The 25,781-nt window shown below is 44.2% G+C and carries 30 protein-coding genes and 1 riboswitch; of the genes, 14 read left to right on the top strand and 16 right to left on the bottom strand.

From position 1 onward, the window contains the following. Positions 1-20: 20 nt before the first annotated feature. Genes ACF3OH_RS12450 through ACF3OH_RS12420 form a run of 7 tightly spaced genes read right to left on the bottom strand, consistent with a single transcriptional unit; the run spans position 21 to position 5,764 of the window. A complete protein-coding gene (locus ACF3OH_RS12450; RefSeq protein ID WP_392456777.1) occupies positions 21-371 on the bottom strand; it encodes a Na+/H+ antiporter subunit G in 351 nt (116 codons plus the stop codon). Next, positions 364-645: a Na(+)/H(+) antiporter subunit F1 gene (locus ACF3OH_RS12445; RefSeq protein WP_392454909.1), complete on the bottom strand. Its 282-nt coding sequence runs from the start codon at positions 643-645 to the stop codon at positions 364-366. The genes ACF3OH_RS12450 and ACF3OH_RS12445 overlap by 8 nt, the downstream gene beginning before the upstream one ends. Continuing rightward, positions 642-1,127 (bottom strand): Na+/H+ antiporter subunit E, encoded by a 486-nt coding sequence (locus ACF3OH_RS12440; protein ID WP_204589445.1) that lies wholly within the window; start codon positions 1,125-1,127, stop codon positions 642-644. Before ACF3OH_RS12440 ends, ACF3OH_RS12445 begins: the two co-directional genes overlap by 4 nt. A gap of 22 nt (positions 1,128-1,149) precedes the next feature. Next, on the bottom strand, positions 1,150-2,628 hold the full coding sequence (locus tag ACF3OH_RS12435; RefSeq protein WP_392454908.1) for a Na+/H+ antiporter subunit D: 1,479 nt from the start codon (positions 2,626-2,628) through the stop codon (positions 1,150-1,152). Beyond that, positions 2,618-2,959, bottom strand: coding sequence for a Na(+)/H(+) antiporter subunit C (locus ACF3OH_RS12430; RefSeq protein ID WP_392454907.1), 342 nt, complete (start codon positions 2,957-2,959; stop codon positions 2,618-2,620). The genes ACF3OH_RS12435 and ACF3OH_RS12430 overlap by 11 nt, the downstream gene beginning before the upstream one ends. Next, positions 2,947-3,384, bottom strand: coding sequence for a Na(+)/H(+) antiporter subunit B (locus ACF3OH_RS12425; protein ID WP_392454906.1), 438 nt, complete (start codon positions 3,382-3,384; stop codon positions 2,947-2,949). The genes ACF3OH_RS12430 and ACF3OH_RS12425 overlap by 13 nt, the downstream gene beginning before the upstream one ends. Further along, positions 3,371-5,764, bottom strand: a complete 2,394-nt coding sequence (locus ACF3OH_RS12420; protein ID WP_392454905.1) for a Na+/H+ antiporter subunit A — start codon at positions 5,762-5,764, stop codon at positions 3,371-3,373. The genes ACF3OH_RS12425 and ACF3OH_RS12420 overlap by 14 nt, the downstream gene beginning before the upstream one ends. Positions 5,765-5,926: 162 nt before the next feature. On the opposite strand from ACF3OH_RS12420, the gene ACF3OH_RS12415 reads away from it, so the two are divergent. Further along, entirely contained in the window at positions 5,927-6,601 is a 675-nt protein-coding gene (locus tag ACF3OH_RS12415; protein WP_204589450.1) for a universal stress protein, read from the top strand. Positions 6,602-6,645: 44 nt separating this feature from the next. Here ACF3OH_RS12415 and ACF3OH_RS12410 read toward each other — a convergent pair whose 3' ends face one another. Then, positions 6,646-7,200 (bottom strand): GNAT family N-acetyltransferase, encoded by a 555-nt coding sequence (locus ACF3OH_RS12410; RefSeq protein ID WP_392454904.1) that lies wholly within the window; start codon positions 7,198-7,200, stop codon positions 6,646-6,648. A 265-nt stretch (positions 7,201-7,465) separates the two neighbouring features. Here ACF3OH_RS12410 and ACF3OH_RS12405 point away from each other — a divergent pair, with 265 nt between their 5' ends. Next, positions 7,466-8,665, top strand: a complete 1,200-nt coding sequence (locus ACF3OH_RS12405) for an iron-containing alcohol dehydrogenase (RefSeq protein ID WP_392454903.1) — start codon at positions 7,466-7,468, stop codon at positions 8,663-8,665. A gap of 87 nt (positions 8,666-8,752) precedes the next feature. Next, positions 8,753-9,262, top strand: coding sequence for an SRPBCC domain-containing protein (locus ACF3OH_RS12400; RefSeq protein WP_392454901.1), 510 nt, complete (start codon positions 8,753-8,755; stop codon positions 9,260-9,262). A gap of 22 nt (positions 9,263-9,284) precedes the next feature. On the opposite strand, the gene ACF3OH_RS12395 is transcribed toward ACF3OH_RS12400, so the two are convergent. Further along, positions 9,285-9,467, bottom strand: coding sequence for a hypothetical protein (locus tag ACF3OH_RS12395; RefSeq protein ID WP_392454900.1), 183 nt, complete (start codon positions 9,465-9,467; stop codon positions 9,285-9,287). A gap of 144 nt (positions 9,468-9,611) precedes the next feature. Here ACF3OH_RS12395 and ACF3OH_RS12390 point away from each other — a divergent pair, with 144 nt between their 5' ends. After that, positions 9,612-10,673: an LLM class flavin-dependent oxidoreductase gene (locus ACF3OH_RS12390; protein WP_204589455.1), complete on the top strand. Its 1,062-nt coding sequence runs from the start codon at positions 9,612-9,614 to the stop codon at positions 10,671-10,673. A gap of 51 nt (positions 10,674-10,724) precedes the next feature. Here ACF3OH_RS12390 and ACF3OH_RS12385 read toward each other — a convergent pair whose 3' ends face one another. From ACF3OH_RS12385 to ACF3OH_RS12375, 3 genes are all read right to left on the bottom strand, one after another. Continuing rightward, complete coding sequence (locus ACF3OH_RS12385; RefSeq protein WP_392454899.1) at positions 10,725-11,921, bottom strand: acyl-CoA dehydrogenase family protein; 1,197 nt, start codon at positions 11,919-11,921, stop codon at positions 10,725-10,727. A 14-nt stretch (positions 11,922-11,935) separates the two neighbouring features. Further along, positions 11,936-13,057: a CaiB/BaiF CoA transferase family protein gene (locus ACF3OH_RS12380; RefSeq protein ID WP_392454898.1), complete on the bottom strand. Its 1,122-nt coding sequence runs from the start codon at positions 13,055-13,057 to the stop codon at positions 11,936-11,938. A 224-nt stretch (positions 13,058-13,281) separates the two neighbouring features. Continuing rightward, positions 13,282-13,602, bottom strand: a complete 321-nt coding sequence (locus ACF3OH_RS12375; RefSeq protein WP_392454896.1) for a DUF3870 domain-containing protein — start codon at positions 13,600-13,602, stop codon at positions 13,282-13,284. A 132-nt stretch (positions 13,603-13,734) separates the two neighbouring features. Here ACF3OH_RS12375 and ACF3OH_RS12370 point away from each other — a divergent pair, with 132 nt between their 5' ends. From ACF3OH_RS12370 to ACF3OH_RS12340, 7 genes are all read left to right on the top strand, one after another. Further along, the gene (locus ACF3OH_RS12370) at positions 13,735-14,373 is read left to right on the top strand and encodes an FMN-dependent NADH-azoreductase (protein WP_204589459.1); all 639 of its coding nucleotides are present in this window, start codon (positions 13,735-13,737) and stop codon (positions 14,371-14,373) included. A 133-nt stretch (positions 14,374-14,506) separates the two neighbouring features. Then, positions 14,507-15,319: an adenosylmethionine decarboxylase gene (gene speD / locus ACF3OH_RS12365; protein WP_204589460.1), complete on the top strand. Its 813-nt coding sequence runs from the start codon at positions 14,507-14,509 to the stop codon at positions 15,317-15,319. 109 nt (positions 15,320-15,428) lie between these two features. Beyond that, on the top strand, positions 15,429-16,385 hold the full coding sequence (locus tag ACF3OH_RS12360) for a 2-hydroxyacid dehydrogenase (protein WP_392454894.1): 957 nt from the start codon (positions 15,429-15,431) through the stop codon (positions 16,383-16,385). 72 nt (positions 16,386-16,457) lie between these two features. After that, positions 16,458-17,615, top strand: a complete 1,158-nt coding sequence (locus ACF3OH_RS12355) for a M20 family metallopeptidase (protein ID WP_392454892.1) — start codon at positions 16,458-16,460, stop codon at positions 17,613-17,615. Positions 17,616-17,772: 157 nt separating this feature from the next. After that, positions 17,773-18,546 (top strand): transporter substrate-binding domain-containing protein, encoded by a 774-nt coding sequence (locus ACF3OH_RS12350; protein ID WP_392454891.1) that lies wholly within the window; start codon positions 17,773-17,775, stop codon positions 18,544-18,546. 16 nt (positions 18,547-18,562) lie between these two features. Continuing rightward, the gene (locus ACF3OH_RS12345; RefSeq protein WP_204589464.1) at positions 18,563-19,222 is read left to right on the top strand and encodes an amino acid ABC transporter permease; all 660 of its coding nucleotides are present in this window, start codon (positions 18,563-18,565) and stop codon (positions 19,220-19,222) included. Next, positions 19,215-19,934, top strand: a complete 720-nt coding sequence (locus ACF3OH_RS12340) for an amino acid ABC transporter ATP-binding protein (RefSeq protein WP_392454889.1) — start codon at positions 19,215-19,217, stop codon at positions 19,932-19,934. The genes ACF3OH_RS12345 and ACF3OH_RS12340 overlap by 8 nt, the downstream gene beginning before the upstream one ends. Positions 19,935-20,008: 74 nt before the next feature. Here ACF3OH_RS12340 and ACF3OH_RS12335 read toward each other — a convergent pair whose 3' ends face one another. Further along, positions 20,009-20,944 carry a carbohydrate kinase family protein gene (locus ACF3OH_RS12335; protein WP_392454888.1) on the bottom strand — a complete coding sequence of 312 codons (936 nt, stop codon included), beginning with the start codon at positions 20,942-20,944 and terminating at the stop codon, positions 20,009-20,011. A gap of 54 nt (positions 20,945-20,998) precedes the next feature. Continuing rightward, positions 20,999-21,796 carry an NRDE family protein gene (locus tag ACF3OH_RS12330; protein WP_392454887.1) on the bottom strand — a complete coding sequence of 266 codons (798 nt, stop codon included), beginning with the start codon at positions 21,794-21,796 and terminating at the stop codon, positions 20,999-21,001. A 118-nt stretch (positions 21,797-21,914) separates the two neighbouring features. Between ACF3OH_RS12330 and ACF3OH_RS12325 the strand changes: the two genes are divergently transcribed. From ACF3OH_RS12325 to ACF3OH_RS12315, 3 genes are read left to right on the top strand one after another with little or no spacing between them, the layout of a single operon-like run. Further along, entirely contained in the window at positions 21,915-22,640 is a 726-nt protein-coding gene (locus ACF3OH_RS12325) for an ATP-binding cassette domain-containing protein (protein WP_392454886.1), read from the top strand. Further along, on the top strand, positions 22,637-23,398 hold the full coding sequence (locus ACF3OH_RS12320; RefSeq protein WP_392454885.1) for an ABC transporter permease: 762 nt from the start codon (positions 22,637-22,639) through the stop codon (positions 23,396-23,398). The genes ACF3OH_RS12325 and ACF3OH_RS12320 overlap by 4 nt, the downstream gene beginning before the upstream one ends. Beyond that, positions 23,395-24,261, top strand: a complete 867-nt coding sequence (locus ACF3OH_RS12315) for a putative RNA methyltransferase (protein WP_392454884.1) — start codon at positions 23,395-23,397, stop codon at positions 24,259-24,261. The genes ACF3OH_RS12320 and ACF3OH_RS12315 overlap by 4 nt, the downstream gene beginning before the upstream one ends. Before the next feature lie 175 nt (positions 24,262-24,436). Here the strand turns inward: ACF3OH_RS12315 and ACF3OH_RS12310 are convergent, their stop codons facing one another. Both ACF3OH_RS12310 and ACF3OH_RS12305 read right to left on the bottom strand, forming a co-directional pair. Further along, positions 24,437-25,123, bottom strand: a complete 687-nt coding sequence (locus tag ACF3OH_RS12310) for a DUF1129 family protein (protein WP_392454883.1) — start codon at positions 25,121-25,123, stop codon at positions 24,437-24,439. Continuing rightward, on the bottom strand, positions 25,120-25,449 hold the full coding sequence (locus ACF3OH_RS12305; protein ID WP_204589473.1) for a PadR family transcriptional regulator: 330 nt from the start codon (positions 25,447-25,449) through the stop codon (positions 25,120-25,122). The genes ACF3OH_RS12310 and ACF3OH_RS12305 overlap by 4 nt, the downstream gene beginning before the upstream one ends. Positions 25,450-25,643: 194 nt before the next feature. Continuing rightward, a riboswitch (SAM riboswitch) is annotated at positions 25,644-25,751 on the top strand. The last annotated feature ends 30 nt before the right edge of the window (positions 25,752-25,781 follow it).

Below are 25,781 nucleotides of genomic sequence, written 5' to 3'. Positions count from 1 at the left end.
ACATGAGGAAGTGGTTTTGTTTAGTCTTCTTTTGAAGTCTTTTCAAGAAATGGTTTGAGTGCATCTTCTGCAGATGCATCCGCTAACTTCACCTTCGAACGGTAAGCTGCACGCGTGATAATATGACCGGCTACAGGTGCCGTGATGAAGACAAAGATAATACCAAGAAGTAAACGTATACTAATAAACCCTTCATCTACCCAAAAAAAGATAAATGCACCGAGTAGAGACAAAAGAACTGCGAGAGTTGAGCTTTTTGTAGCGGCATGTGAGCGCGTATAGACATCGGGTAACCGAAGAATTCCGAAGGCGCTGATTACAGCCATAATGCTCCCAATAAAAATTAAAATGACACTAATCCACTCAATCATCGTGCTCATGCTCAACAATCTCTCCTCTCTCTACAAATCGTGCAAGACCTACCGTACTGATGAAGGCTAGAATTCCTACAATCAGAATAACTTCAAGGTACGCATGCGTGTGAAGCACGATGGAAAATACCGCGACTAGTGACACGAGGTTAACACCAATCATATCAAGAGCTACAACACGGTCCGGCATAGATGGCCCGACGATAATGCGATAGAGTGCAATGAAGATGGCGCACGTGAAAAGAATGAGTGAAATGCTCAACAGAATCATCATGCGCGCGTCACCTCCATAATCGCCTTTTCAAAAGTTTGAATGGATTTTAGGACAGCGTCTCGTGAGACTTCCATATCCATTGCATGAATGAAAAACGTTTTCCCATCTGGTGAAACTTCCATCACAACAGAGCCGGGAGTTAGCGTTAACAATAGGGCTAACGCTGTCAGTTCATAATCTCCTTGCATATTGTGGTCGTAAGTGAAAATTCCAGGCTTGATCTTTAGTGTTGGACTCAAAATTTGTTTCAATACAATGATGCTGGATTGGAACAATTCAGAAATGAAGATGAAAATAAGTTTGATAAGTGCATACACTCGCAACAAATAGAACTTACTTCCAAAGAAACGGTGCATAAAGAATACAATGATAGCCCCGAATATATAGCCAGTCAAAAAGGTTGGGAAGTAGAACGCATCTTCATCCATTAAAAAGGTCCACAAGACGGCAATTAGTAAGTTTGATATAAATTGAGCGGGCAACTGACGTCACACCTTTCTAAAATCATTCGTTTCCTCCTAATACAGCCTCTATATAGATAGAAGGGTCTAGCAGGGTAGCGGCCGTTTGCACATAAGGTGCAAGGACTTCAACACCGAGACCAAGGGCCAGTGTAATACCAGCTAACACAAGGATAGGCAGTAAACGCATAGCCGGTAGTGGGCGTTGTTCATCAGAACCGATGATGGTTTCTCCCCAGAAACATTGTGTGAAAATGCGTAACAGAGAATACAAAACAGCTAAACTTGAAGCAACAGCTAAGAATAGAAGAATGTAGGACCCATTCTCGAGAGCCCCTTCCATCACGAGAATTTTCCCCATAAATCCACTGAAAGGGGGAATTCCAGCAAGTGATAAAATAACAATGAAAAATGACCAGCCAAGGACAGGGTAGTTTTTCAATAATCCACTCATCTCGTGGATATGTACTTTATTGGTCAAGAAGATCATCGTTCCAATGAGCAAGAACAACAGAGCTTTCGCAAACATATCATGAATGATGTAATAAATGGTTCCTTCAATAGCGAGTGTGTTACCGATAGCAAGTCCAGCAAGCATAAATCCGACAGCGATGACCACGTTGTACGCAGCAATCTTTCGAATATCTGTATAAGCGACTGCTCCAAGGCTTCCTCCAATTAATGTGAGCCCTGCCATGACAGCAATAAACGTTGGCACGACATCCCCTTCGTGGAAGATGAGAGTAAAGACGCGAAACAATGCATAGACGCCTACTTTTGTTAAAAGTGCACCGAATAGAGCAGAAGTTACAGTCGGTGTAGAACTATACGAGCCTGGTAGCCAAACGTACAGAAGTAAACCGGCTTTTAAGCTGAATACTGTTAAAAAGACAATGCTGATCACTGTTAACAGCGGATCGCCTCCTGTCTCGGCAACACGCTCTGCGATTTGTGCAAAGTTCAAGGTCCCGACAGAACCATATAAAAACGCAATTCCAACTAGGAAGAACCACGAAGACACAATGTTGATTGTGACATACTTCATGGCTTCTCTTAATTGAATGCGATTTCCTCCAAGTGTGATTAGTACGTAAGAAGAGAGAAGCATGACTTCAAAGCAAACAAATAAATTGAAAATGTCACCTGTCATGTATGAGCCAATGATTCCTGCATTCAAAAATAAGACGAGTGGGTAGAAGTAATAATTAATCATTCGGTCACGCGGAGATAGCGCTACATAAAGTAGACAAATAATTGTTACCAAAAGAGTTGTCAAACTAAGTAACAGTGAGAAAGTGTCCGCGACAAATAGAATTCCAAAAGGGGGTTCCCAGCCACCAAAATCAAGACGAAGAATTCCAATGTTCGTGACGTAGTGCAAAATGTATATACCTAAACCAAACAATCCAGTCAATACACCGATACTAAACCAACTTTGTAGTTTTGGGCTTTCACGGAAGAAAATCAAGATGATTCCGACGATGATAGGAATCACCATAAAGAGCACTAAGCTATTGCTCATCATTGGACCCCCTTAACTCATCCATTCGATCTGTCCCGTATTCTTGGTAAACCCGGTAAGCGAGCACTAGGACAAATGCTGTAACAGCAAAACTAATAACAATAGCCGTCAAAATTAGTGCTTGTGGCAACGCATCGATATAGCGTTCAGCATTTTCTCCGAGAAGTGGAACGGTACCTGATTTAAGACCGCCCATTGTAAGAATCAATAAGTGGACAGCGTGAGAAAGGATGGCCGTTCCTAGGATGATACGAATAAGACTTTTACTTAGTACTAGATAAATAGCGACAGAGGTCAAAATGCCGACAAGTACAATAATTATGCTTTCCATTTATTCGACCCCTCACTAATACTTAAGATAATGTTTACAACTACACCAACAACAGTTAGTGCAATTCCAGCCTCAAAGATTGTAACAGTGGCAAGCTCTGTCACGCCGAAGATGGGTAGATCGAAATAGCCAAAACTTTGGCTCAAGAAAGGCTGCCCGATAAAAATAGGGAATGTAGCACTACTGACGGAAATTAAAACGCCGACAGCGGACATTTTTTTAAAGGAAATTGGAATCCCTTCACTGACTGTCTCGACGTCATACGTCAAAAACAGAAGAACGAATGCAGAGGCCATGACGAGTCCGCCGATGAAGCCACCACCAGGCGTGTGGTGACCAGAAAGGAACAAGTAGATACTGAGCGTCAAGATGATCAATACGACGCCTTTGACGACCGTTTTCAAAATCACATCATTGATTTTCACGTGGTTCCGCTCCTTTCTTTTGGCGCATACGAATCAGTGTAAATACACCGATTCCTGCAATGAAGAGAACGAGCCCTTCCAGCATCGTATCGAATGCTCGGAAATCGCCAAGAATCGCATTGACGATATTGCGTCCTCCAGCAAGTTCATACGAATCTTCATAATAGCTGGAGATGCTTTCAAATTTTGAATAATTGTTTACGGCTAAACCAACAATGGTCACCGTGAGGCCTCCCAAAATTGCAATGAGACCGTTGCGCACTTTTTTCGTGACCGAAAGCTTTTCCACTTTCCACTCAGGCAAGTAATTGAAACAGACGAGAAACAACACAGTCGTGACGGCTTCAATGACCAGCTGAGTAAGCGCTAAGTCTGGCGCCCGGAAGAACACGAAGAAAATAGCAATTGAAAACCCAAGAACGCCATTGAGCAAGATGGCAGTTAATCGAGATTGTGCAAAGAGAATTGCTACAGCGGCAGCAGCCATGATCACAGCAAGTAACCCTTCATATATAGTGATGGAGGATGGGCTATCGAATGTGACGGCAATTGGACCGACCACAAACCAAGTAACTCCTACAGCGACAATAAAAAAGCTAAAGATATAAAGAAAATATGAGGGTAAGTTCCCATTCATATAACGAGTAGTTACACGCTCTCCAAGACGTTCATAACCTGACAGTGTGTTTCGGAATAGTGTGTTAAATGACCACTCAGAAGGGATGTATTGATAGTAAGGGCGCCATTTCTTTAGTAAGAAGTAAGCAAGACTCCCAAAACCAACAATAGCTAGTGTTAAGAATAGTTCAGTATTAAACCCGTGCCAAGCGTAAATGTCAGGTGCGAGGGCAGAGCCACCGTCGACTAACACATCAATGGCAGGCTTTAGCAAGTAATCACTTAGAACAGACGGGAAAAAGAATAGACCAATCACCAATGTCGCTAGAATACTTGGCGGAATCAACATGCCGATAGATGCTTCTCGCGGAATTTTATAGTCTTCGTCAATAATTGGACGACCTGTAAACGTGCGGAACACCAAAATCATACTATAAACAAATGTAAACAGGCTGGCGGCCCAAGCTACTAAGACGATGAACCAGCCAATCTGTGCACCACCTGGAATTGGCAGTTCACTGACAGATAACACAGCCGTTAAGAACATCTCTTTGCTCAAGAACCCGTTGAACATAGGCAAGCCTGCCATCGCAAAACTTCCAATGATCGCAAGTCCAAATGTGATAGGTAAGAAGCGCATCAAGCCACCGAGGCGACGTAAGTCTCGAGTGCCGACCTGGTGATCGACAATTCCGACGACCATGAACAGTGCCCCTTTAAATGTCGAGTGATTCACTAAATGGAAAAGAGCAGTGAAAAGTGCGAATGTATAAAGTGCTTTTGCTTCACCTGCACCATTTGCGGCAGCGGAACCTATTCCCAATAAAGTCATGATGAGACCAAGCTGGCTGATGGTCGAGAAGGCGAGTAATGCTTTTAAATCATTTTGACGAACGGCATTGAATGAACCCCAGAAGAGCGTGACAAGTCCGACTGCAGTGATCACCCAAAACCAATAGACGTCCCCACCAAATCCTGGAGTAAAGCGGGCAATCAAATAGATTCCTGCTTTGACCATTGTTGCAGAGTGCAAATATGCACTAACAGGAGTCGGTGCTTCCATCGCATCCGGAAGCCAAATGTGGAAGGGGAATTGCGCAGATTTCGTAAAGGCTCCAAGTAAAACGAGTGCCATTGCCGGGTAGAACAGAGCGTGTTCTGTCAGTTGTGGGAGCTCAGTGAGGATTGTTCGAACACTAAATGACCCCGTCATCACATGCAACATCAAGAAACCGGCAAGCATAGCAAATCCGCCAGTCATTGTAATTAATAAAGATTTGATTGCCCCGTTTCGTGAATTTTTGCGGTGGAACCAGAAAGCGATCAATAAGAAGGAGGAAATACTTGTGAGTTCCCAAAATACATACAGAACGATGATGCTGTCAGACAATACGACACCAAGCATTGCGGTCATGAAGAGCAACAAGTATGTATAGAAATGAGTGAACGAATCTGTAGGAGACAGATAAAAGATGGAATATAAAATGACGAGGGCGCCAACACCTGTGATGAGTAGTACAAAGATGAGACTTAAACCGTCTAAGATAAACGTGAGGTCGATGCCGTAAGTAGGAATCCAAGAAAATGTCGTCTGAATTGATTCCGATGAAGCAATCGATGGAATATGACGCGCAAATAGAGCGAATAAAATCACCGGGACACTAAATGCGACCCAGCCGATCAAGTCCCTCCTGATTTTTGATGAAATGAGTGTAATCCCAACTGCCACAAAGAGAGGGAGCACTATGTAAAAAAAGAGCATGGGCAAAAATCCTCCTAAAAAAAACACGGAATTCTTCATATATAATACTACCCGCTAGCAGATAGCTTGTAAAATGATAAGGAATGTTGCACAGTAGAGGAAAGTGTTATATACTTTTGAGGTTTAAATTGGAAGTACAAGAATTATTGGAGGTTTGCAGAAATGGGAGCAATCCGAGGGAAAATGGATGAACGTATTTTGGTATGTGTGTTTTATGGTCCGAACGGGGAGCGTTTAATTCGTCGCGGTCATCAACTGTCAAGTATGTTGGGATGTCCCTTATATATTTTGACTGTAGATCCTCTGCCTTTTGATGAGTTTGATGCCGACAAAACGGCTTATATAGATAGATGGAAAGAGCTGACAAAAGAAGTCGGTGCTGAAGAGTTTGTAATTCGTGATGATGAGAAGCGTCCTGCAGCGAAAGTGATTGCCGAAGTGGCGAATCATTTTGATGTGACGCAAATCATTATCGGCCAAACCGCAAAAAGTCGTTGGGAAGAAATTACAAAAGGGTCTTTCATCAATTCTTTATTGCGCGAACTACCTTTTGTAGATTTGCATGTCGTGTCTGTTGCACGAACAATCCGTGCTTCTGAAGATGAATTGTTTGAGCGAGGTGTTCGTTGCTACTTGATCAAAGAAGGCGACTCGTATGTGCTGAGTTTCACACAACGCAAAGAGTGTCAGCTTGAAGGAATCTTCTTTAAAGAAGTAGGTACGGATTTTAACAATGGTATTTTCAAGTTCATGGATGGCAATGAATTGCATCAGGTGTCTGTCCATGATGGCAAAATCGATCATCCCGAAAAAATTAAATCATGTATTGAAGCGTAAAACACTGCCCACTCGCACATGTCGAGTGGGCTTTTTGTATGAATTTAAAGCACATTCTTCCCCATATATGCAAACTCAGCATGAGAAATTGTGCGAATCGACAGTTCTTTAAACCCGAGACGTTCATACAGCTTGCGAGCACGAACATTCGTCAAATCTACATTGAGCGTCACAGCCTCAACCTCTCTTCGCTTGGCTTCGTCAAACGCCACTTGTAAGAGGTTTGTACCGATTCCTTGTCCGCCATAATCAGAACGAACCGAAACTGTGTCGATATACAGCACGTTTCCTTCTGTCTCTATATCAAATGAATCCGATTTTCTTTGTTGGCGCAGTGCTTGTTGTAAGGGGTGGTCCAGTTCTTCAGCCTGCTCGCCCACATAGAGTAAAATCAAGCCGATGGGTAAACTGTCACGTTCTTCGACCCAAATGTTTTGATAGCTTAGTCGATTTGCAGGTTGGGCGATCCAATAGTCAAGAAGCGGAAGGGCCTCTGCAGTTGAAGATGCACCCGTTAGAGTATAGGCGATTTCATGAATGGCATCGTATAAAAGAGGAGCTAGATGGGGTGCGTATTGAGGAGTTGCTTTTCGAATCATAGATATCGTTCCTTTCAAGTTGTATAGAAAAAACCCCTTTCCATGAAAGGAAAGGGGTGGGACTAGCCTATGCTAGTCTCTCATCTGAGGCGGGCCAGACCACGCTCCACAACGTGTTCCCGAAGGAGTGTCTGTCCGACTTACACAGAGCAGCTCATCGCATGACTTATCATACGCTATGTAGCGGGGAAAGTCAAAAGCAGGAACTTGCCGATTACATGGCGAAATAGGCACGGAGAGAATGTGAAAGATGGGAGGAACTACTATGAATAAATTGTATGCCCGCACCTACCAAGCTGCGTACCGAGGCGTTTCAAAACTAGTGCCATGGCGCACGCCTTTACTTGTTGCAGGAGAAGGAAGTGTTGTGACAGGTGTGGACGAGTTAAAGCACCGCAACATCACGCGCTTCCTATTAGTGACAGATCAAGCGATGTCGAATTTGGGTTTGTATATGCCATTTATAGAAAAAGCGGCAGAGCTTCACATAGAAGCCATCCTATATGATCAAACTGTTCCCAACCCAACTATCACCAATATCGAGCAAGCCTTTGCTCTCTTCCAAGACCAAAACTGTCAAGCAATCGTGGCATTTGGTGGTGGATCTGTGATTGACTGTGCAAAAGGTGTAGCGGCACGTGTTGCTCAGCCAAATAAATTGATTCCAGATATGAGGGGACAGTTGAAAGTGCGTAAGAAGACTCCATTTTTAATGGCCATCCCTACAACTGCTGGTACAGGAAGTGAAGGGACAGTCGCTGCAGTTATTTCCAATCCTGAATCAAAAGAGAAATATGCGGTAAATGATACGGTATTGATTCCGGACGTCGCCGTACTAGATCCAGAGCTGACTGTGGGATTACCAGCTGCTTTGACTGCAACGACTGGCATGGATGCGTTGACCCACGCAGTAGAAGCATATATAGGCCAAAGCAATACACCGGAAACAGAAGCCTATAGCAAGGAAGCGGTGGAATTGATTTTCAAGTGGTTGCCGATCGCGTATACAGACGGTCATAATATGGAAGCTCGTCGTGCTATGCAAAAGGCTTCCTATCTCGCGGGTCTTGCTTTTACGCGAGCATATGTTGGAAATGTTCATGCAGTGGCGCATACGCTAGGTGGTTATTATAACGTTCCGCATGGTTTGGCGAACGCGGTGTTATTGCCGATTCTGTTGAAGTTTTATGGTGAGGCAGCTGAAGAGCGACTAGCTGATTTGGCGGACTTTGCAGGAGTAGCGCAGCCGGGGCAGTCTGTTCATGAGAAGGCTGTAATGTTTATCAATGCAATTGAAAAGATGAATGAGCAGATGGATATCCCACAAAAAATTGACGGGATTGAGGAAAAGGATATAAAAGCGATGGCAAAAAAAGCGTACAAAGAGGCAAATCCTCTCTATCCAGTTCCCGTTATTATGAGTCGGAAAGACTTCGAATCCATTTATCATACGGTTCAAAAGTAAAACTATAGATTCCCTCATATTCCCTATTGTGGAAATGGTCGTTTCTGGTATATACTAGGAAATAACCAATTATGAGGAGGTGGAGTCATGACACGTGTGATTCATCATCAACTTTCTGTTCCAGCACCGCTTGAGCGTGTTTGGGAGCTCTGGACGGTTGCGTCAGAAGTAGAAAAGTGGTTCGCACCGATTGCACGTATCGAACCCAAAATAGGTGGGCAATATGAATTATTCTTTGTGCCTAGTAACCTCCAAAATAAGAACACGGAAGGGTGTCATATTGTTCACATGACACCTCAAAAAGATCTTACCTTTACTTGGAAGGGGCCAAGTCAATTTGCAGAGCTGATGAATGCTCCGGTCCCCCAAACAACAGTGAATCTGCGCTTTAAGCAAAATTTAGATGGTACGACGTGTGTGAAATTGTTCCACAGAGGCTTCGGAGACGATGAGTCCTGGGATTACGCGTATGATTGGCATCAACTAGTTTGGGCGGGTGTACTGAACCAACTGTACACAAAAACGAAGAAGTCTGATTTGTTGCTTGGGTTCTCCCCAGAAGAGAGTCAAATAAAAACCGTTTCCTGTGTAGGGTAATTCCTACAAGGAAACGGTTTTTTTAATTGCCTGCTGCGCGTTTGAATAGGCTTTGGATTCCGTAAATCAAAAAGATAAGGGCAGGTATCCCAATCACAAAATAGAGAACTGACCAGACAGGGCCCTCTCGCGGCATGACTTGTGCATAAATGTATAGAAATAATGTTCCAGCTAGAAACATTGCAAGGTATTGAAAAATTTTCAAAGTAGACGCCCCTTTCCTGTTTTAGTGTAGCAGAATTTCCGTCATAAGTCTGAAAATCTCGAATTCGAAGTGTTTGTGCTTTCTGACGACTCGTGAACTGCGTATACTGAGAAGCAGGAAACCCGAAGAGAGGAAGAAGAGTTTATGGAACAGTATCGAATTCAACGAGACAACGGCCTTGAGTTTGGCCTTTATACACTAGGTGACCACATGCCAAATCCGCACACAGGAGACCGAATCTCCGCAAAACAGCGCATCGACGAAATCATCCGATTGGCGCAATTGGCCGAACAAGCGGGAATGGATTTTTTCAGTGTCGGGGAAAGTCATCAGGAATACTTTGCAACACAAGCACATGCAGTTGTGCTCGCAGCAATCGCTCAAGCGACAAACACGATGAAGATTGGTAGCTCGTCAACGATTGTCAGCACGTCTGATCCCGTCCGCGTCTATGAAAATTTTGCAACGATTGATTTGATTTCAGGAGGACGCGCCGAAATCGTGGCAGGTCGTGCCTCACGTATTGGCTTATTTGAGTTGCTCGGGTATGATATTCGCTATTACGAAGAATTGTATGAAGAGAAGTTTGATCTGCTTTTGCAAATCAATGACAAAGAGCGGATCACGTGGGACGGCGATTTTCGTGCGCCACTCCGTGATGCGGAAGTGTTACCACGACCTGTTGATGGTAAGTTACCAATCTGGCGTGCTGTCGGAGGACCTCCTGCCAGTGCAGTGAAAGCAGGCGCTGCTGGAGTACCGATGATGCTTGCGATGCTAGGGGGACAAGCTGTAAACTTCCAATATTCTGTTGAAGCGTACAGACAGTCTGCTCGCCAAGCTGGCCACAATCCAGACGAATTACCAATTGCAACAGCAGGCATGTTCTTTACTGCTCCTACGTCTCAAGAAGCGATAGATACGTATCATACGTATGTAGATAAAGGTATGATGAAGAGCAATGGACGCGGGTATCCGAAATTTGCATTTGAACAGAGTGCACAGGACCCAAAAGACGTGTTAAATGTCGGAAGCCCGCAACAGGTGATAGAGAAGATTTTGTATCAGCACGAGTTGTTTGGACACCAGCGCTATATTGCACAGATGGACTTCGGGGGTGTGCCGTTTGAAGATCTCGAGCGCAACATCGAGTTGATTGGAAGCGAGATTTTGCCGGCTGTGAAGAAGTACACGAAGAAAGCCTGAAAAACTATAAAACCCGCGACTAAGCATCGCGGGTTTTTGTGTACTCTTCGATTATTCTTGACCTTCCCAAGCAGGTAACAGCTGTGAAAGTGTCTTATCTTCCCGATAGCCGAGTACATAGTCTGCTTGCATCAACGTGTGGATTTCGCGTGTACCTTCATAAATTACAGGTGCCTTTGAATTCCGCAAGAAGCGCTCTACTGGGTATTCATCCGAGTAGCCGTTTGCACCGAAAATTTGTACAGCATCATCTGCTGCTTTATTCGCAAAATCACAGGCTTGCCACTTTGCAAGAGATGTTTCACGTGTATTGCGCTTACCTTCGTTTTTCAATTGACCCGCACGGTATACAAGTAAACGACTCATTTGATAACCTGCTTCCATGTTCGCAAGCATCTGCTGGACGAGCTGGTGACGACCGATTGGTTTACCGAACGTCTCACGTGTGTGGCAATAGTCAACACTGGCTTCTAAGCAGGCTTGGATCAGTCCGACTGCTCCAGCAGCCACTGTAAAGCGGCCGTTGTCGAGTGCAGCCATTGCGATTTTAAACCCTTCGCCTTCTTTGCCGAGCAAGTTCTCTTTCGGTACTTTCACATCTTCAAAGAACAACTCTCCAGTATTTCCTGCGCGAATGCCAAGCTTTCCTTTCACCGCTTGCGACGAGAAACCTTCCCACGTGCGTTCTACGATAAATGCTGAAATGGCTTTATGTTTGTCTTCTTTATTTCCTGTGTAAGCGAAAATGAGGAAATTGTCTGCGATATCGCAGAGCGAGATCCACGCTTTTTGTCCATTTAAAATATAATGATCCCCGTCAAGTTTTGCTGTTGTTTCAAGTGCCGCTACGTCAGAACCTGCAGCAGGCTCTGTCAAACCGAATGCTCCAATTTTTTCACCTTTTGCTTGTGGTACAAGATATTTTTGCTTTTGCTCTTCCGTTCCCCATTGAAGAATTGTCATACTGTTGAGGCCAGTGTGCACAGAGACAGCCGTACGGAACGCTGTGTCGCCGCGCTCCAACTCCTCACACACGATTGCAAGTGAGTTGTAATCCATTCCACTTCCGCCGTATTGTTCAGGAATACAAACCCCCATCAAGCCCAGGTCAGAAAGGCGCTGAATGATGGCAGGATCGAATTTCCCTTGGCGGTCCCAATCACGAATATGGGGAATGATTTCTTTATCTACAAAATCCCGTACAGTTTTGCGAAGCATTTTTTGTTCTTCTGAAAAATGAAAGTTCATCCGTTTTCTCTCCTTTAAATCCATTTAGTTTGGTGGTCGCCTGGTTCGGGTGGAGCAAGACGGTAGGTGACAGGGGTGCGCGACAATTTGAGTGGACTACCAATTTGCTGGATTGTTCCAGCTCGTTTGTGCTGTTGAGTGATCCACATGTCCCGTGCGTGAAGTTGTGGATCGTTCGTCAGTTGTTCGAATGTCTGAACTGGGCCGCAGGGAATGCCTACTTCTCGCAGTGCATCGACCCATGCAGCCGTCGTTCGCTCTTTCATGTACAAAGAAAGAACAGCAGTGAGAGTATCTCGATTTTCTACCCGTCCGGCATTTGTTTCAAATTCTTCAGGGGGCGACCAGTTTACAAGTGAACAAAGAGCTATGAATTGTGCGTTTGTGCCCACTGCAACGATGACTGAGCCGTCCTTTGTGTCGAACGTTTGATAAGGCGCAATTTGGGCATGCGTATTGCCTCGTCGTTTTGGCTCAACTCCTGTCATCAAATAACTGCTACCGATATTGACGAGACTACTGACAGCACAATCATAGAGTGACAGATCAAGCCGTTGCCCACGGCCGGAAGTCGAGCGTTCGAGGAGTGCTGCTTGAATCCCGATGCACGCATACAGTCCTGTGAGTATATCGACAATCGCGACACCCATCTTTTGCGGTCCAGATTCTTCCGTACCGGTGATCTGCATCAAGCCGCTCATCCCTTGCAAGATAAAATCATAGCCAGGTAGGTCTTTTAGAGGCCCTGTCTCACCAAATCCAGTGATACTGCAGTATACAAGTCTTGGGTTGAGCGTCGTCAGTGTATCGTAGTCGAGGCCGAACTTTTCCATCGTACCCGTTTTAAAGTTATGCACGACGACGTCACTTGTTGCGACAAGTTTTTTGAACTGTTCCTGGTCTTCGGTCGTTCGAAGGTCGAGTGTGATACTTTCCTTGTTACGATTGGCACTCAAGTAATAGGCACTGACCCCGTTCTGAAACGGAGGACCCCAGTGCCGCGTCTCATCAGATCCACCTGGTGCTTCCACTTTGATGACTTCCGCACCTAGATCGCCGAAAATCATGGTGCAGTATGGACCCGCGAGAACACGACTTAAATCAAGGATGCGAAGATTTGATAAAGCTCCTTGCATAGACACTCCTTTCTTGCCATAAAAAAAGCCAGTCCAAAAAACCTCGTACAGGTTCTCTAGACTGGCGGATGATCTGAGGAAACATTCGGGAATGAATGGTGTCAGATTCGGCAGATTGTAATTGGTTTGTGTTCCGTAGAGCGTGAATGGTCACTGGCGAGTGACTCGGCGCTCATTACTTTCACTTTACCGGACGCGTGCCGGATTGTAAATGAAAAAACGAACTACTCTGACAATTTCGTTTGAAACTGTTCATAATGCTTGTAAAGATCTTTCAAAGCAGACTGCAGGGCGCTTCCAGCTTTCCCGAGATACAGCGTCTGGATAGCGCGAAGAGGCTCGTCAATACCGTCTCGCAAACTGTGACCCCGTAGCAAATGATGAACGAAATCTTGCCCGTGTTGCGTGGCGAGAGTACAGGAAGCTGCTACGATTACGCTATATTTCGAATCGATTTCTGCAGTAATCGTTAATGTTTCGTATAGGTTTTGCGCAGCCATCCCAGCAGGTAGTCGCGCGTGACCGGCAATAAATAGAGTCTTCATCCAAGCACTCCTTCAAGAGTTTTCTTCAGTATAGCAAATCCTCGTTTCCGGTGAGCGAATATCTTGAACTCGAACTACACGCATGGTAGGATGGCTTTTGTGATTATTTTTTGTAACCTAGGAGGAACTTGTATGACAAACGTATTACTTGTAAAAGCTAACAATCGCCCAGACGGGATTTCAACTAAAATGTATAACACGTTCATGGAGTCGATTAAAGATACTAACGAGATGAACGTCCGTGTATTCGATGTATTTGAAGAGGATATGCCGTACTTCGGTCAGGACCTGTTCAACGCATTTGGAAAGATGCAAAATGAAGAAGAGCTGTCAGATGTTGAGCGTCGTATTTTAGCTGCAAAGCAAAAAGCAATGGATGCTGTGTCAGAAGCAGACGTATTAGTATTTGCTTTCCCACTATGGAACTTAACGATTCCAGCAGCACTTCAAACATTTATTGATTATGTCTACTCTGCAGGATTTACATTCAAATATGATGCAACCGGCAATCTTGTTCAATTGATGCCAGAGAAGAAAGTCATTCTATTGAACGCACGCGGTGGTCTATATTCTGCACCTGAGATGGCACCGATGGAAATGTCGTATAACTATATGCAAAACGTCTTTAACGGCGTCTTCGGTATGGAAATCATCGAGAACGTGATCATCGAAGGACACAATGCCAACCCGCAACAAGCAGAAGCAATTATTGCAGAAGGTCTAACACGCGTACAAGCAGTCGCACAACGTTTGATTGCACAACACGCTTAATTAGGAGGGAGGACTGGTTCCTCTCTTTTTTTGCGCCAAAAGCCCTGTGAATCCTTCGTTTGCTTGTCAAATAACAGGGGTAAAGGTATAGTTGTAACCGAAGTTTATTTTTTACACGAAGGGATGAGGAAACGTGTCGTTAACTCCCGAGCAGCGCATTGAGCTGCATGAATTTAACAACTTAACAAAGTCACTCAGTTTTAATATGTACGATATCTGTTATACGGGCACAAAAGAAGAACGTGAACGCTACATCCAGTATATCGATGAACAATACAACGCAGACCGTTTAACAGCGATCTTGACAAAAGTTACAGAAATCATTGGAGCGCACGTGTTGAACGTCGCAAAACAAGATTACATTCCGCAAGGTGCTAGTGTGACGATGCTCGTTTCAGAAGGACCGGTTGAATCGGCGCCTAAAGAGCAGTTCGAAGAGTCGCCAGGACCGATTCCAGAAACAGTAGTTATGCACTTGGATAAGTCTCACGTGACTGTGCATACGTATCCGGAATACCACCCGAATGAAGGGATTAGTACGTTCCGCGCAGACATTGATGTGTCGACATGTGGGGAAATTTCGCCATTAAAAGCGCTGAACTATATGATTCATTCATTTGATACAGATATTATGACGATCGACTACCGTGTCCGTGGATTTACGCGTGACAAAACGGGGCACAAATTGTTCATCGATCACGAAATCAATTCAATTCAGAATTATATCCCGGAAGATATTCAGGAGCAGTTCAACATGATTGATGTGAACATCTTCCAAGAAAACATCTTCCATACAAAAGCGAAACTAAAAGACTTTGACTTGAACAATTACTTGTTCGGGAAGAAGAAAGAAGATCTGACTGCAGAAGAGCAACAGAAAATCGAAGCCCAGCTGAAAATGGAGATGGATGAAATCTTCTATGGTAAGAATATCGTAAAGAAATAAGAAGGACCGGATTTCTCTTAGGAGAAGTCCGTTTTTTTTGTTTGATTGTCTCTATTTCGAGAAGTTTGGTATGCTAAATAGTAGCATTTAGCAGAAAGGGTGAGGAGAGATGAAGGTATTTGCAACAAGAAAGCTTCCTGAAGAGATAGTGAAGAAGTTGGAACAACACGTGGAGTACAAAGAGTGGCATTCAGCAGAACAGCCGATGACGAAAGAGCAAATAGTCGATGCTGTAAAGGATGTAGATGGCATCATCAGTGTATTGTCCGATCCATTAGATAAAGAGGTGCTTGAATCGGCACCAAACGTAAAGGTGATCAGCCAGCTTGCAGTCGGCTTTAACAATATCGATGTGGAGGAAGCGACAAAGCGCAGTATCCGTGTCACGAACACACCTGACGTATTAACAAACGCGACGGCGGATTTGACGTTTGCGTTATTACTTGCAGCTGCACGAAAGTTAAGTGCAGCGAGTAAAGAGGTCCGTGAAGGCGAGTGGAAGTCTTGGTCGCTTTTACAGCTTGCAGGAAAAGAGCTCAGCGGTTCGACGATCGGTATTTTAGGATTCGGACGAATTGGACAAGCCGTGGCACGTCGAGCAAAAGGGTTTGACATGGACGTCATTTACTGGAACCGGTCTAAGAAACCAGAAGCGGAACAAGCCATTGGGGCAACCTATCATGAACTGAAAGACGTACTGAAGCAAGCCGACTTTCTGGTCATCATGCTGCCATTTGCACCGGAATTAAAGTATTTAATTGGTGCAGAAGAACTTGCTTTGATGAAAGAAGATGCCATTGTTGTGAATACGGCACGTGGGGGCTTAGTGGATGAAGCTGCATTATATGAAGCCTTGAAGAACGGAAAGCTTGGTGCAGCAGCGCTTGATGTATTTGAGCAAGAGCCTGTGCCAACCGATCATCCTCTTCTCACACTTCCAAATGTAGAAGTGGCTCCGCATATAGGGAGCTCTACGATTGCAACCCGTATGGAAATGGCCGACTTAACTGTACGGAATTTGTTGGCAGTCTTACAAAATAAAGAGCCTGAGACCCCAGTGAATTAATTGGGCATTGCGATTTATTTCGAATTCCGTTATAGTAGCGGCAGGAAATGATAGAAAAAGGAGTATCAGACAATGAAAGAACAATTGCAACGCCATCTAGAAGAAATCCAACAAGATCTATGGAGCATGAGCGACCACTTGTACCACAACCCAGAACTTGGTGATCAAGAATTTGAATCAATGACACTACTAACTGATTTTTTAGCGCGCCATGATTTCCAAGTTGAAAAAGGAATCGTCAACCGTTCGACCGCCTTTAAAGCGACCTACGACAGTGGCCTTCCAGGACCGACGATTGCATTTTTGGCAGAGTACGACGCTCTTCCGGGAATCGGTCACGGGTGCGGGCACAATATGATTGGAACAATGGGTGTCGGCGCTGGAGTTTTGCTCTCCAAAGTAGTAGCTGATACGGGTGGGAAGATCTATGTTCTCGGGACTCCAGCAGAAGAAACAAACGGTGCTAAAGTCGATATGGCGGAGCAAGGGGTCTTTGAAGATATCGATGCAGCAATGATGCTTCACCCTGCTGATGAATCTTATGAAAGTGGCGACTCTCTTGCAATGGATGCGATTCAGTTCGATTATACAGGCCGTCCAAGTCACGCTGCAGCGTCCCCGGAAAAAGGGATTAACGCATTAGACGCAGTCCTTCAATTGTTTAATGGAATCAATGCACTCCGTCAACATGTACAATCAGATGTACGCATTCATGGGATTATCACAGAAGGTGGAAAAGCGGCAAACGTTGTCCCGGAATTTGCATCTGCTCAGTTTTATGTTCGCGCATCTGAACGGGCTTATTTAAATGAAGTCGTAGAAAAGGTAAAAGCAATTGCATACGGTGCTGCACAAATGACAGGTGCGACACTCGAGATGCATAATTATGAATTGAGCTATGATGATATGCAAACAAATCATACTTTATCGAAACGATTTACACAGAATTTACTAGCAGTGGGAACTGAAACAGTTCATCCGGCGAAAGATTCATACGGCTCACTCGATATGGGGAATGTCAGTCATGTCTGCCCGTCTATTCATCCGTATATCGGTCTTGATTCTCCTGGACTTGTATTCCACACACAGGAACTAGCTGACTTAACAATCACCGATAACTCTCATCACGTCTTGAGTCGCGGAGCACTATCCATGGCGTTGACAGGGTTTGACTTATTGTCAGATGCTGAATTGATGCGCCAAGTGAAAGCGGAGTTCGCACAAAAATAAAAGTCTCTACTGTCTGATACATTGCGTATCAGGCTTTTTTTTTGTGATGAATAGTCTGAATAATAAAACTTCAATAGGACTGTATACAAATACAAAATACCGTGTTATTATACATTTTATCGAATAACTATACATTTTAAAGTAGGAGATGAAGATTATGAAAAAGATACTTACAGGTATAGCACTTCTTTTGGTCCTGTTTTTAGCAGCATGCGGTTCAACAGAAGAGGGGGCTACAAGTTCAGAAGGCTCTTCAGAAGAAACAACAAAATTAGTAATGGGAACATCAGCAGACTTTCCACCATTTGAATCCGTAGATGCTTCAGGTGAAATCATTGGATTTGATATTGATCTAGCAAATGCAATCGCAGAAGAACTTGGTGTTGAACTTGAAGTACGCGATATGAAGTTTGACGGATTAATCGGTGCTCTTCAATCAGACCGTATCGACTTTGTTATGTCAGGGATGTCCGCTACAGACGAGCGTAAAGAAAACGTTGATTTCTCAACAGAATATCATCGCTCAGGTGAAATGTTCTTATCTTTGAAAGACGCTGGGATTGAAAGCATCGAAGATTTAGAAGGAAAAACATTAGGTGTTCAACTTGGAACGATCCAAGAACAAGGTGCTCGTAAAATCCAAGAAGAGTACGGATTTGAAATCAAGCCAATTGATAGCTCATCCATCATGATTCAAGAACTTCTTTCAAACCGTGTGGATGCGATCTATATCGACAAAGCAGTAGGGGTTGGCTATCAGAAAGAGCAGGACCTTGCTGGATTTGATGATCCAACATCTGCATCACCAGGAATGGCAGCAGCTTTCCCAAAAGGAAGCGAGCTTGTTGAAGATGTAAATGCAGCACTTGCTACTCTTGAAGAGAACGGCACATTACAAGAATTAAAAGACAAGTGGTTGTCAGAAGAATAGAAAGGCGGGGTAAGGCATGAATTTGGACTTTAGCCAAATCGTGCCTTATATTCCTTTTATGCTACAAGGAATATGGGTCACGTTGCAACTCGTTATCGTTGCACTTATTTTTGGATTTATTTTAGGGACGTTGATTGCCCTCGTAAAAATTATGAACAATCGCTTCTTGCGTTTTTTGGCAGATGCGTATACATCGGTGTTCCGTGGAACGCCTTTAATCCTTCAATTGATGATTATTTATTTCGCTGTCCCGCAGTTGACGGGCTATGATATTCCGACATTTCTGGCGGCAGTTCTTGCATTCGGTTTAAACTCAGCTGCCTACATTTCTGAAATCATTCGTGCAGGTATTCAAGCCGTCGATAAAGGACAGATGGAAGCAGCAATGGCTTTAGGAATTCCGTACAAGCCAGCGATGAAAGACTTGATTCTTCCGCAAGCGATGAAAAATATTCTCCCAGCTCTTATGAATGAATTCATCACGTTAACGAAGGAGTCAGCGCTTGTTTCGACAATCAGTTATATGGACTTGATGCGTCGTGCACAAGTTGTTGGGTCGGATATTTACCGTAACTTTGAGCCCTTATTATTCGTTGGACTCATTTACTACATGCTCGTAATGGGCCTTACACTAATCGGCAAGAAGCTAGAAAAGAGGTTGAGACAAGGTGATTAATATACAATCCGTTTCGAAAAAATTTGGGTCGAATCAAGTATTGACCAACATCTCGACAACGATTCAGCCCGGAGAAGTAGTGGCAGTAATTGGACCTTCAGGATCAGGGAAGTCGACGCTTCTTCGTTGTATCAACTTGTTAGAAAAGCCTTCGGAAGGAGATATCACATACAAAGGAGAATCTCTTGCCAAGACGAAGAATCTTTCCGCTGTTCGTGCGAAAATCGGTATGGTATTTCAGCACTTTCATTTGTTCCCGCATATGACAGTACTAGAGAATCTGACGTATGCACCGATGCAAGTGAAGAAGCTTTCAAAAGCCGCGGCGGAAGAAAAGGGCCGCGCATTACTGAAGCAAGTCGGTCTTAGTGAAAAAGAAAAGGCCTATCCTTCTCAGTTATCAGGTGGTCAGAAGCAACGTGTAGCGATTGCACGTGCCTTGGCTATGGAACCAGAGGTCATGCTGTTTGATGAACCTACCTCTGCACTAGATCCAGAGATGGTAAAAGAGGTATTGATGGTAATGAAGGATCTTGCACATACGGGAATGACGATGGTCATCGTGACGCATGAGATGGGATTCGCTCGAGAAGTAGCGGATCGCATCGTATTCCTAGATCATGGGCAACTAGTAGAAGAAGCAACACCAGCAGAATTCTTCTCGGCACCAAAATCTGCCCGTGCCCGTGATTTCTTAGAGAAAGTACTATAACATGTTTTTGACCCCTGGGGTTGTCTCGCCAACCAAGTAAACTTGGCATTGAGACAACCCCAGGGGTCAAATTCTTACAAGTCTTCGATTTCCTCGAGTCGAGGCATAGCGGTCAAAGCACCTTGCTTCGTTGCACATAAAGCCCCAAGTTTATTTCCAAACATTGCGCACTCTAACACATCTGCATGCGTTTCCGGAAATCCGTAATGATACACATGATACAGGACTCCTGCAATGAAGGCATCTCCAGCACCAGTGGTATCAACAGGAACTACTGGTGTTACGGGTGCATGGATCTGTTGCCCATCCACTAAACAAATCGTTCCATTCTCACCATCTGTTAAAAATACGAGTGGAATCGAATACTTTTGAAGACGCTCGATCCCTTCTTCAAAGTCCTCTGTCTCCATCAAGAAGTACATCTCTTCACGTGTCATCTTCACCATATGAGAACGATTCATAAACTCAATGATCGTCTCACGGCAACGCTCTTCAGACTCCCAGCGAAGTGGACGTACATTGACGTCAAAGGACAATAAAACGCCTTTATCACGTGCCAGTTCAACCGCACGGCGAGTCGTTTCCAGAGCTACAGGATGAAACATTGTGCCTGAACAAAAGTGGAATGTGACGGCCTGTTCAAACGCTTCTTCCTGCAAATGCTCGGGCTTTACTTGTATATCTGGAGTTGGATCAATATAGTTTGCGAAAATCCGATCCGACTCTTCTGTTAAATGAACATAGACCGAAGTGGCACGTTTCTCAGGAGCAAATACTGCATGTTGAAGGTCAACACCTTCTTCATCCATCTGAGCACGTACAAAATCCGACACCTCGTCGTCTCCTGTAATCGTAATAAAACGTGAAGGAAGTCCGAGGCGACTAGCACCTGCTGCAACATTCACTGTTGCTCCTCCAAGGTACAAATCGAATTCTTTATTTTCATGGCTTCTGGCGATGTAGTCGACAAATGCATCTCCGTAGCTTAGAACATAGCGAGTCTGTGACAAACCTAAACGCTCCTTGTAAAATCATTTTCCGTCTAGTATAGCAGAAAATAGCTGTTATTTAAGAGATTTGGTTTCTTCAGACTGTTCCGAAACCACTGAAAATTTTTCTACAATAGTTTCTGTCAAGTTCCCATCCGTATATGTGCGCTCTTCAAAATGAACACTTCCATCATGCGTGACAAGAACGACTGTGGTACAACGCGTTCCGTAATTTGGCATCTGAATGAAGGCAGGTGACAATTTTCTTTCTAAGTCCAGACCAACGCCAGTATCCGGGAGCTTATGGTCAGGTGCCTGTTCAGAAGTCCGCATCAAGTCGAAGAGCTTCTCCGTTTCAATTGTTTCAGATAAAGATACATAATCGTTCAGCTCTGTACGTGCTTTATCAACTTTTGGCCATGGCGTGTTTAAAAACTTATTGCTAAGAGCATGTGTGCCTTCTTCAATAGGGTGTCCTGAAGGAAGCATATTGCTATAGTAGTGCAGTTCGTCTATGGTTCCTGCGAGCAAGTTGAAACCATTGTAACACGTTTTTTGTGCCTCTAGTTTATCAATAAACGTTGAAGCGTGTTCCGTAGACGTTAAAAAATCTTTCACTATCTCACCACGTGAAATTAAATCCTGTTGCACACTTAATGGGTCTCTATAATTTGTCAGTGCTGCAAGTCGTCCTGTTTTTGTAATGCCAAGCCAGGTCCCTCCGGCATGGAGATCTTTTCCGGCTAGAAGTTCAGGATGCTCTTCCCAAAAGTGAGCTGGCTGAGTTGGACGGTCATAAAATTCATCTCGGTTTGCAGCTAAAATCAGTGAATAGGTTGGATGTTGCTGAAGATGGAAGGCGATCAGGCACATCCGATGTTCCCCCTGTCGAAGTGAGTTTTTCTTACTATACCATGAAGGTTTCCGGAGTGGCATTAATTCGCCTGACCCTCTAGACTAATAGAAACGACTTAGGAAAGAAGGGAAATTTATGGAGCGAGAAGCAGCCATTGAATTTACAGATGTATCCATGAAACGAGGAGAACAAGAAGTTTTAAAAGGCATTACCGGCTATTTCCCAAAAGGAAAAATCACAACACTTGTAGGTCCGTCCGGTGCTGGAAAATCAACTTTATTGAAGTTGTGCAATGGTTTACTTAGTCCGAATACTGGCGAAATTCTTGTTCTTGGAAAGAACGTCGAAGAATGGGAACCAGTCGAATTGCGCACGCGTGCCAGCATGGCTCTTCAAAGTGCACCGATGATCAGTGGCACTGTCGAGGAGAATTTGACACTTCCTTATGCATTGCAAGGAGCAGAAGTTGATGTTGAAAAGATGCGTAAAGTGATTCAAGAAGTGGGTCTTGATTCAGATTATTTGCAGCGCGATAGCCGCGACCTTTCCGGTGGTCAGCGTCAGAAAGTTTCCATTGCACGGACACTTCTGATGGAACCGGAAATCTTGTTGTTAGATGAAATAACATCAGCTCTCGACCGCGTATCGCGTCAGGAAGTGGAAGAGTTGATCGCGCATATTCATAAAACGTTTGGTACGACGATTATTTGGATTACGCACAACTTAGAGCAAGCGGAACGAATCGGTCACTATACATGGGTAATGATTGACGGTCAGCTCATCGAACAAGGCGAGAGTTCATTGTTAAACGAATCCACAGATGCAGCTGTCCAGCAATTTGTAAGGGGCACTAATTCATGACATATGGAACGCTCGCGCTCACTTTAATTTTTGTTTTGATCCCGTTACTATTATCCAAAACCTTACGTTTGGATTTAGAGCGAGACACAATCGTTGCTACTGTGCGTTCCATTGTTCAACTAATTGCGATTGGGTATATTTTAAAGTTCGTATTCGACTCCGAAAGCTTTATTTATATACTCCTTATGGTTGCGCTCATGATTGTGGCAGCGACGCTAAATGTTCGGAAAAAAGGAAAGTCGATTCCGGGCATCACGTGGAAAGTAGCAGTGACGCTTGTTTTCGTAGAGGTACTAACGCAGGGAATCTTAATCGGCTTTTCCATCACACCAGCCACTCCTCAGTACGTCATTCCTATCAGTGGAATGGTCATCGGAAACTCGATGGTGCTGGCTATTCTGTTTTTGAACCGATTCACTTCAGAGATTGAAAGTCACGAAGATCAAATCGAACTCATCTTATCTTTAGGAGGAACACCGAAACAAGCGATACACACACGTTTGATTCAAGCAATCAAGACAAGTATGATACCGACGATTGAAAGTCAAAAAACGATGGGTCTCGTGCAACTTCCTGGAATGATGAGTGGGCAGATCATTGCAGGGGCAGACCCGATTCAAGCTGTGCAATTCCAGTTGTTAATCGTGTTCTTAATTTTAACGACTGCTGCAGTGACCAGCATTGCACTAGGTTTCCTTTCCTATCCAACACTCTTTAATGAACGTTACCAATTACTTCAGGAAGGAAGATATAGATGATTTCAAAAAAACAACGAGCGTTAACGCAACTACAGAGTTTAGACTTTGTGCTTCGATGCCCGCATTGTCAGAAGGCAGCTCAGGCTACCGATACCGGTATGACATGTGAGAATCATCATACGTTTGATGTGGCCAAACAAGGCTACCTTCACTTGGCGGGGACTGTGGCGAAGAGTCGTTACACAAAAGAATTGTTTAGAGCTAGACAGGCACTACTTTCAGAAACGAGATTTTTCAATCCGGTGATTTCTGAGATTGCAACGTGGATAGAAGGTGAGTCCTCTTTGTCATCACCTCTACTCGTAGACATGGGCTGCGGGGAAGGGACACATCTGGCAGGTATTCTAGAACAAGTAAAAAGTGGTCGGGGTATTGGAATAGATCTTGCGAAAGAAGGAATTCAATTAGCAACGAATCACGACGTCGATGCACTCTGGCTCGTTGCGGATTTGGCTAAATCTCCTGTTCAAGAGCACTCCGTGGATGTCGTATTAAATATTCTTTCTCCAGCAAACCATCAAGAGTTTAGACGTATACTGAAGCCTGGTGGGTACGTGGTGAAGGTGATTCCAAATGCACAGTATTTAGAGGAACTCCGGAAGTTCTTTTATGCGGGGACTGACAAAGAAACGTATGAAAACGAAGGCGCAAAAGAGCAGTTTGAGAAGACGTTGGAGACTGTTCATATCAGTCGACAGAACTATAGTGTCGAGTTGACCGATGAGCAGTGGCGCGACCTCATTGCGATGACGCCTCTTACTTGGAATGCACCACCTGAGCAAGTGAACGAGTTTATCGAACTGGCGTTACCATCAGTTACTGTGGATTTGACGGTTTTGGTCGGGAAGTTGAAGAAAAGCTAATTGGACAGGGTCCGCTCCGAGGAGCGAACCCTGTTTTTTTGCTGTAAAGTGCGTGATTAGTTTCCATAATACGACTTCGGTAGAATAAATTGCGGTTTGGGTAGAACAAATCGTGATTTGGGTAGAATAAATCTTAGTTACGTCCGATGAACGCCCGCTCACCCACCAAAACTCTCTACGAACCCCACTCCGTTCGCTTCAATATCCACGATGTTAACAAGAAAATCGCCCCGACACCGATAGAAGACGCTGGTGGAAAGGGTGCATACGGTCCAAAATAGGGTAAGAAATAATTCGAGAGACCAATTGCTGCCATGGCAAGAGCGCCTAGAACACCTGCGCCGACATATTCTTTCCAACGAGATTTCAAGCTTGCCTCTTCAAATGCGGTTTTGTGCAATTGACGGAACACTAAGCGGATCAAGAGCCAAACAATGAACACCATCAACCCAACTTGAATCAATGATGGAATCAAGTATATACGATCATCTGGCATTTCATCGAAATAGGCAATCGCAGCCATAATAACCCCGCGCGCGATAAAGTAGTATGCGAGCAACTGGAACGCCATGCGTCCCCAAAACTTCACCATGTCGCGTTTCTCTTCTTGTGGAATTTGTTCGATGACGTCATCAGCGTAAGCCTTTGGATCCTCTCCAAATACATCTTTTGCAGATTTTCCGTCTTCTTGTGCTTCAAGCAAGTGATCAAGCATATCCATCAAGATTTCTTCACTCTTTTGCTCGGACAATAGAAGCTTCGTTCGGATATAAACCATCAATTGTTCGTAATACACTTTATTAGGAACATGTAATAACTCGCGTTTTTCATTGTTCAGTTTGATTAACTCATGTGCTTTCATTCGCTTTCCTCCTTTAATAATGCATGTAGTGGGACAGACAGCAATTGCCACTCGTTGCGAATGGTTGCCAATGTGGCTTGTCCACTTTGTGTGATGGAATAGTATTTGCGATTCGGTCCAGACTCAGATGGACGCATTTCACTGACGATCAAGCCCTGTTTTTGCAACCGTAACAAGACCGGATAAATGGTGCCTTCTGGGACATCGGGAAGACCGGAATCCTGTAACTTCCTGGACAATTCATATCCATACACAGTCTGTTTATCGATAACTGCAAGAACACATCCGTCAAGAAAACCTTTCAGTAGTTGACTGCGAACTGTCATAGCGCTCCTCCTTGCTAGTTTGTAATGCAAGATAGCGGGGTGAAAAAATAGCTACTTGGTAATGCAAAGTAGTTAATTACAGTCTACTGTGTGAGAAATGGTAAGTCAACTAAAAGCTTAAAATTCTATTGACACATCTTCCTTCAATGCGTTAAAGTGGTAAAAAGCTTTGAAGACCGAACTAAATACGCAATTTCTTATCGCGAGAGGTAGAGGGACTGGCCCTACGACACCTCAGCAACCAGCTGCAAAGCAGTATGGTGCTAATTCCAGCAGAACCATTGTGTTCTGATAGATAAGAGGGATAGAATTGATTACACGCCTTCTTATTT

The sequence above is a fragment of the Chryseomicrobium aureum genome (assembly GCF_043182735.1).
GTDB lineage: Bacteria > Bacillota > Bacilli > Bacillales_A > Planococcaceae > Chryseomicrobium > Chryseomicrobium aureum.
The sequence above is the reverse complement of the archived record's forward strand: the minus strand, read 5'-3'. Positions and strand labels throughout refer to the sequence as shown.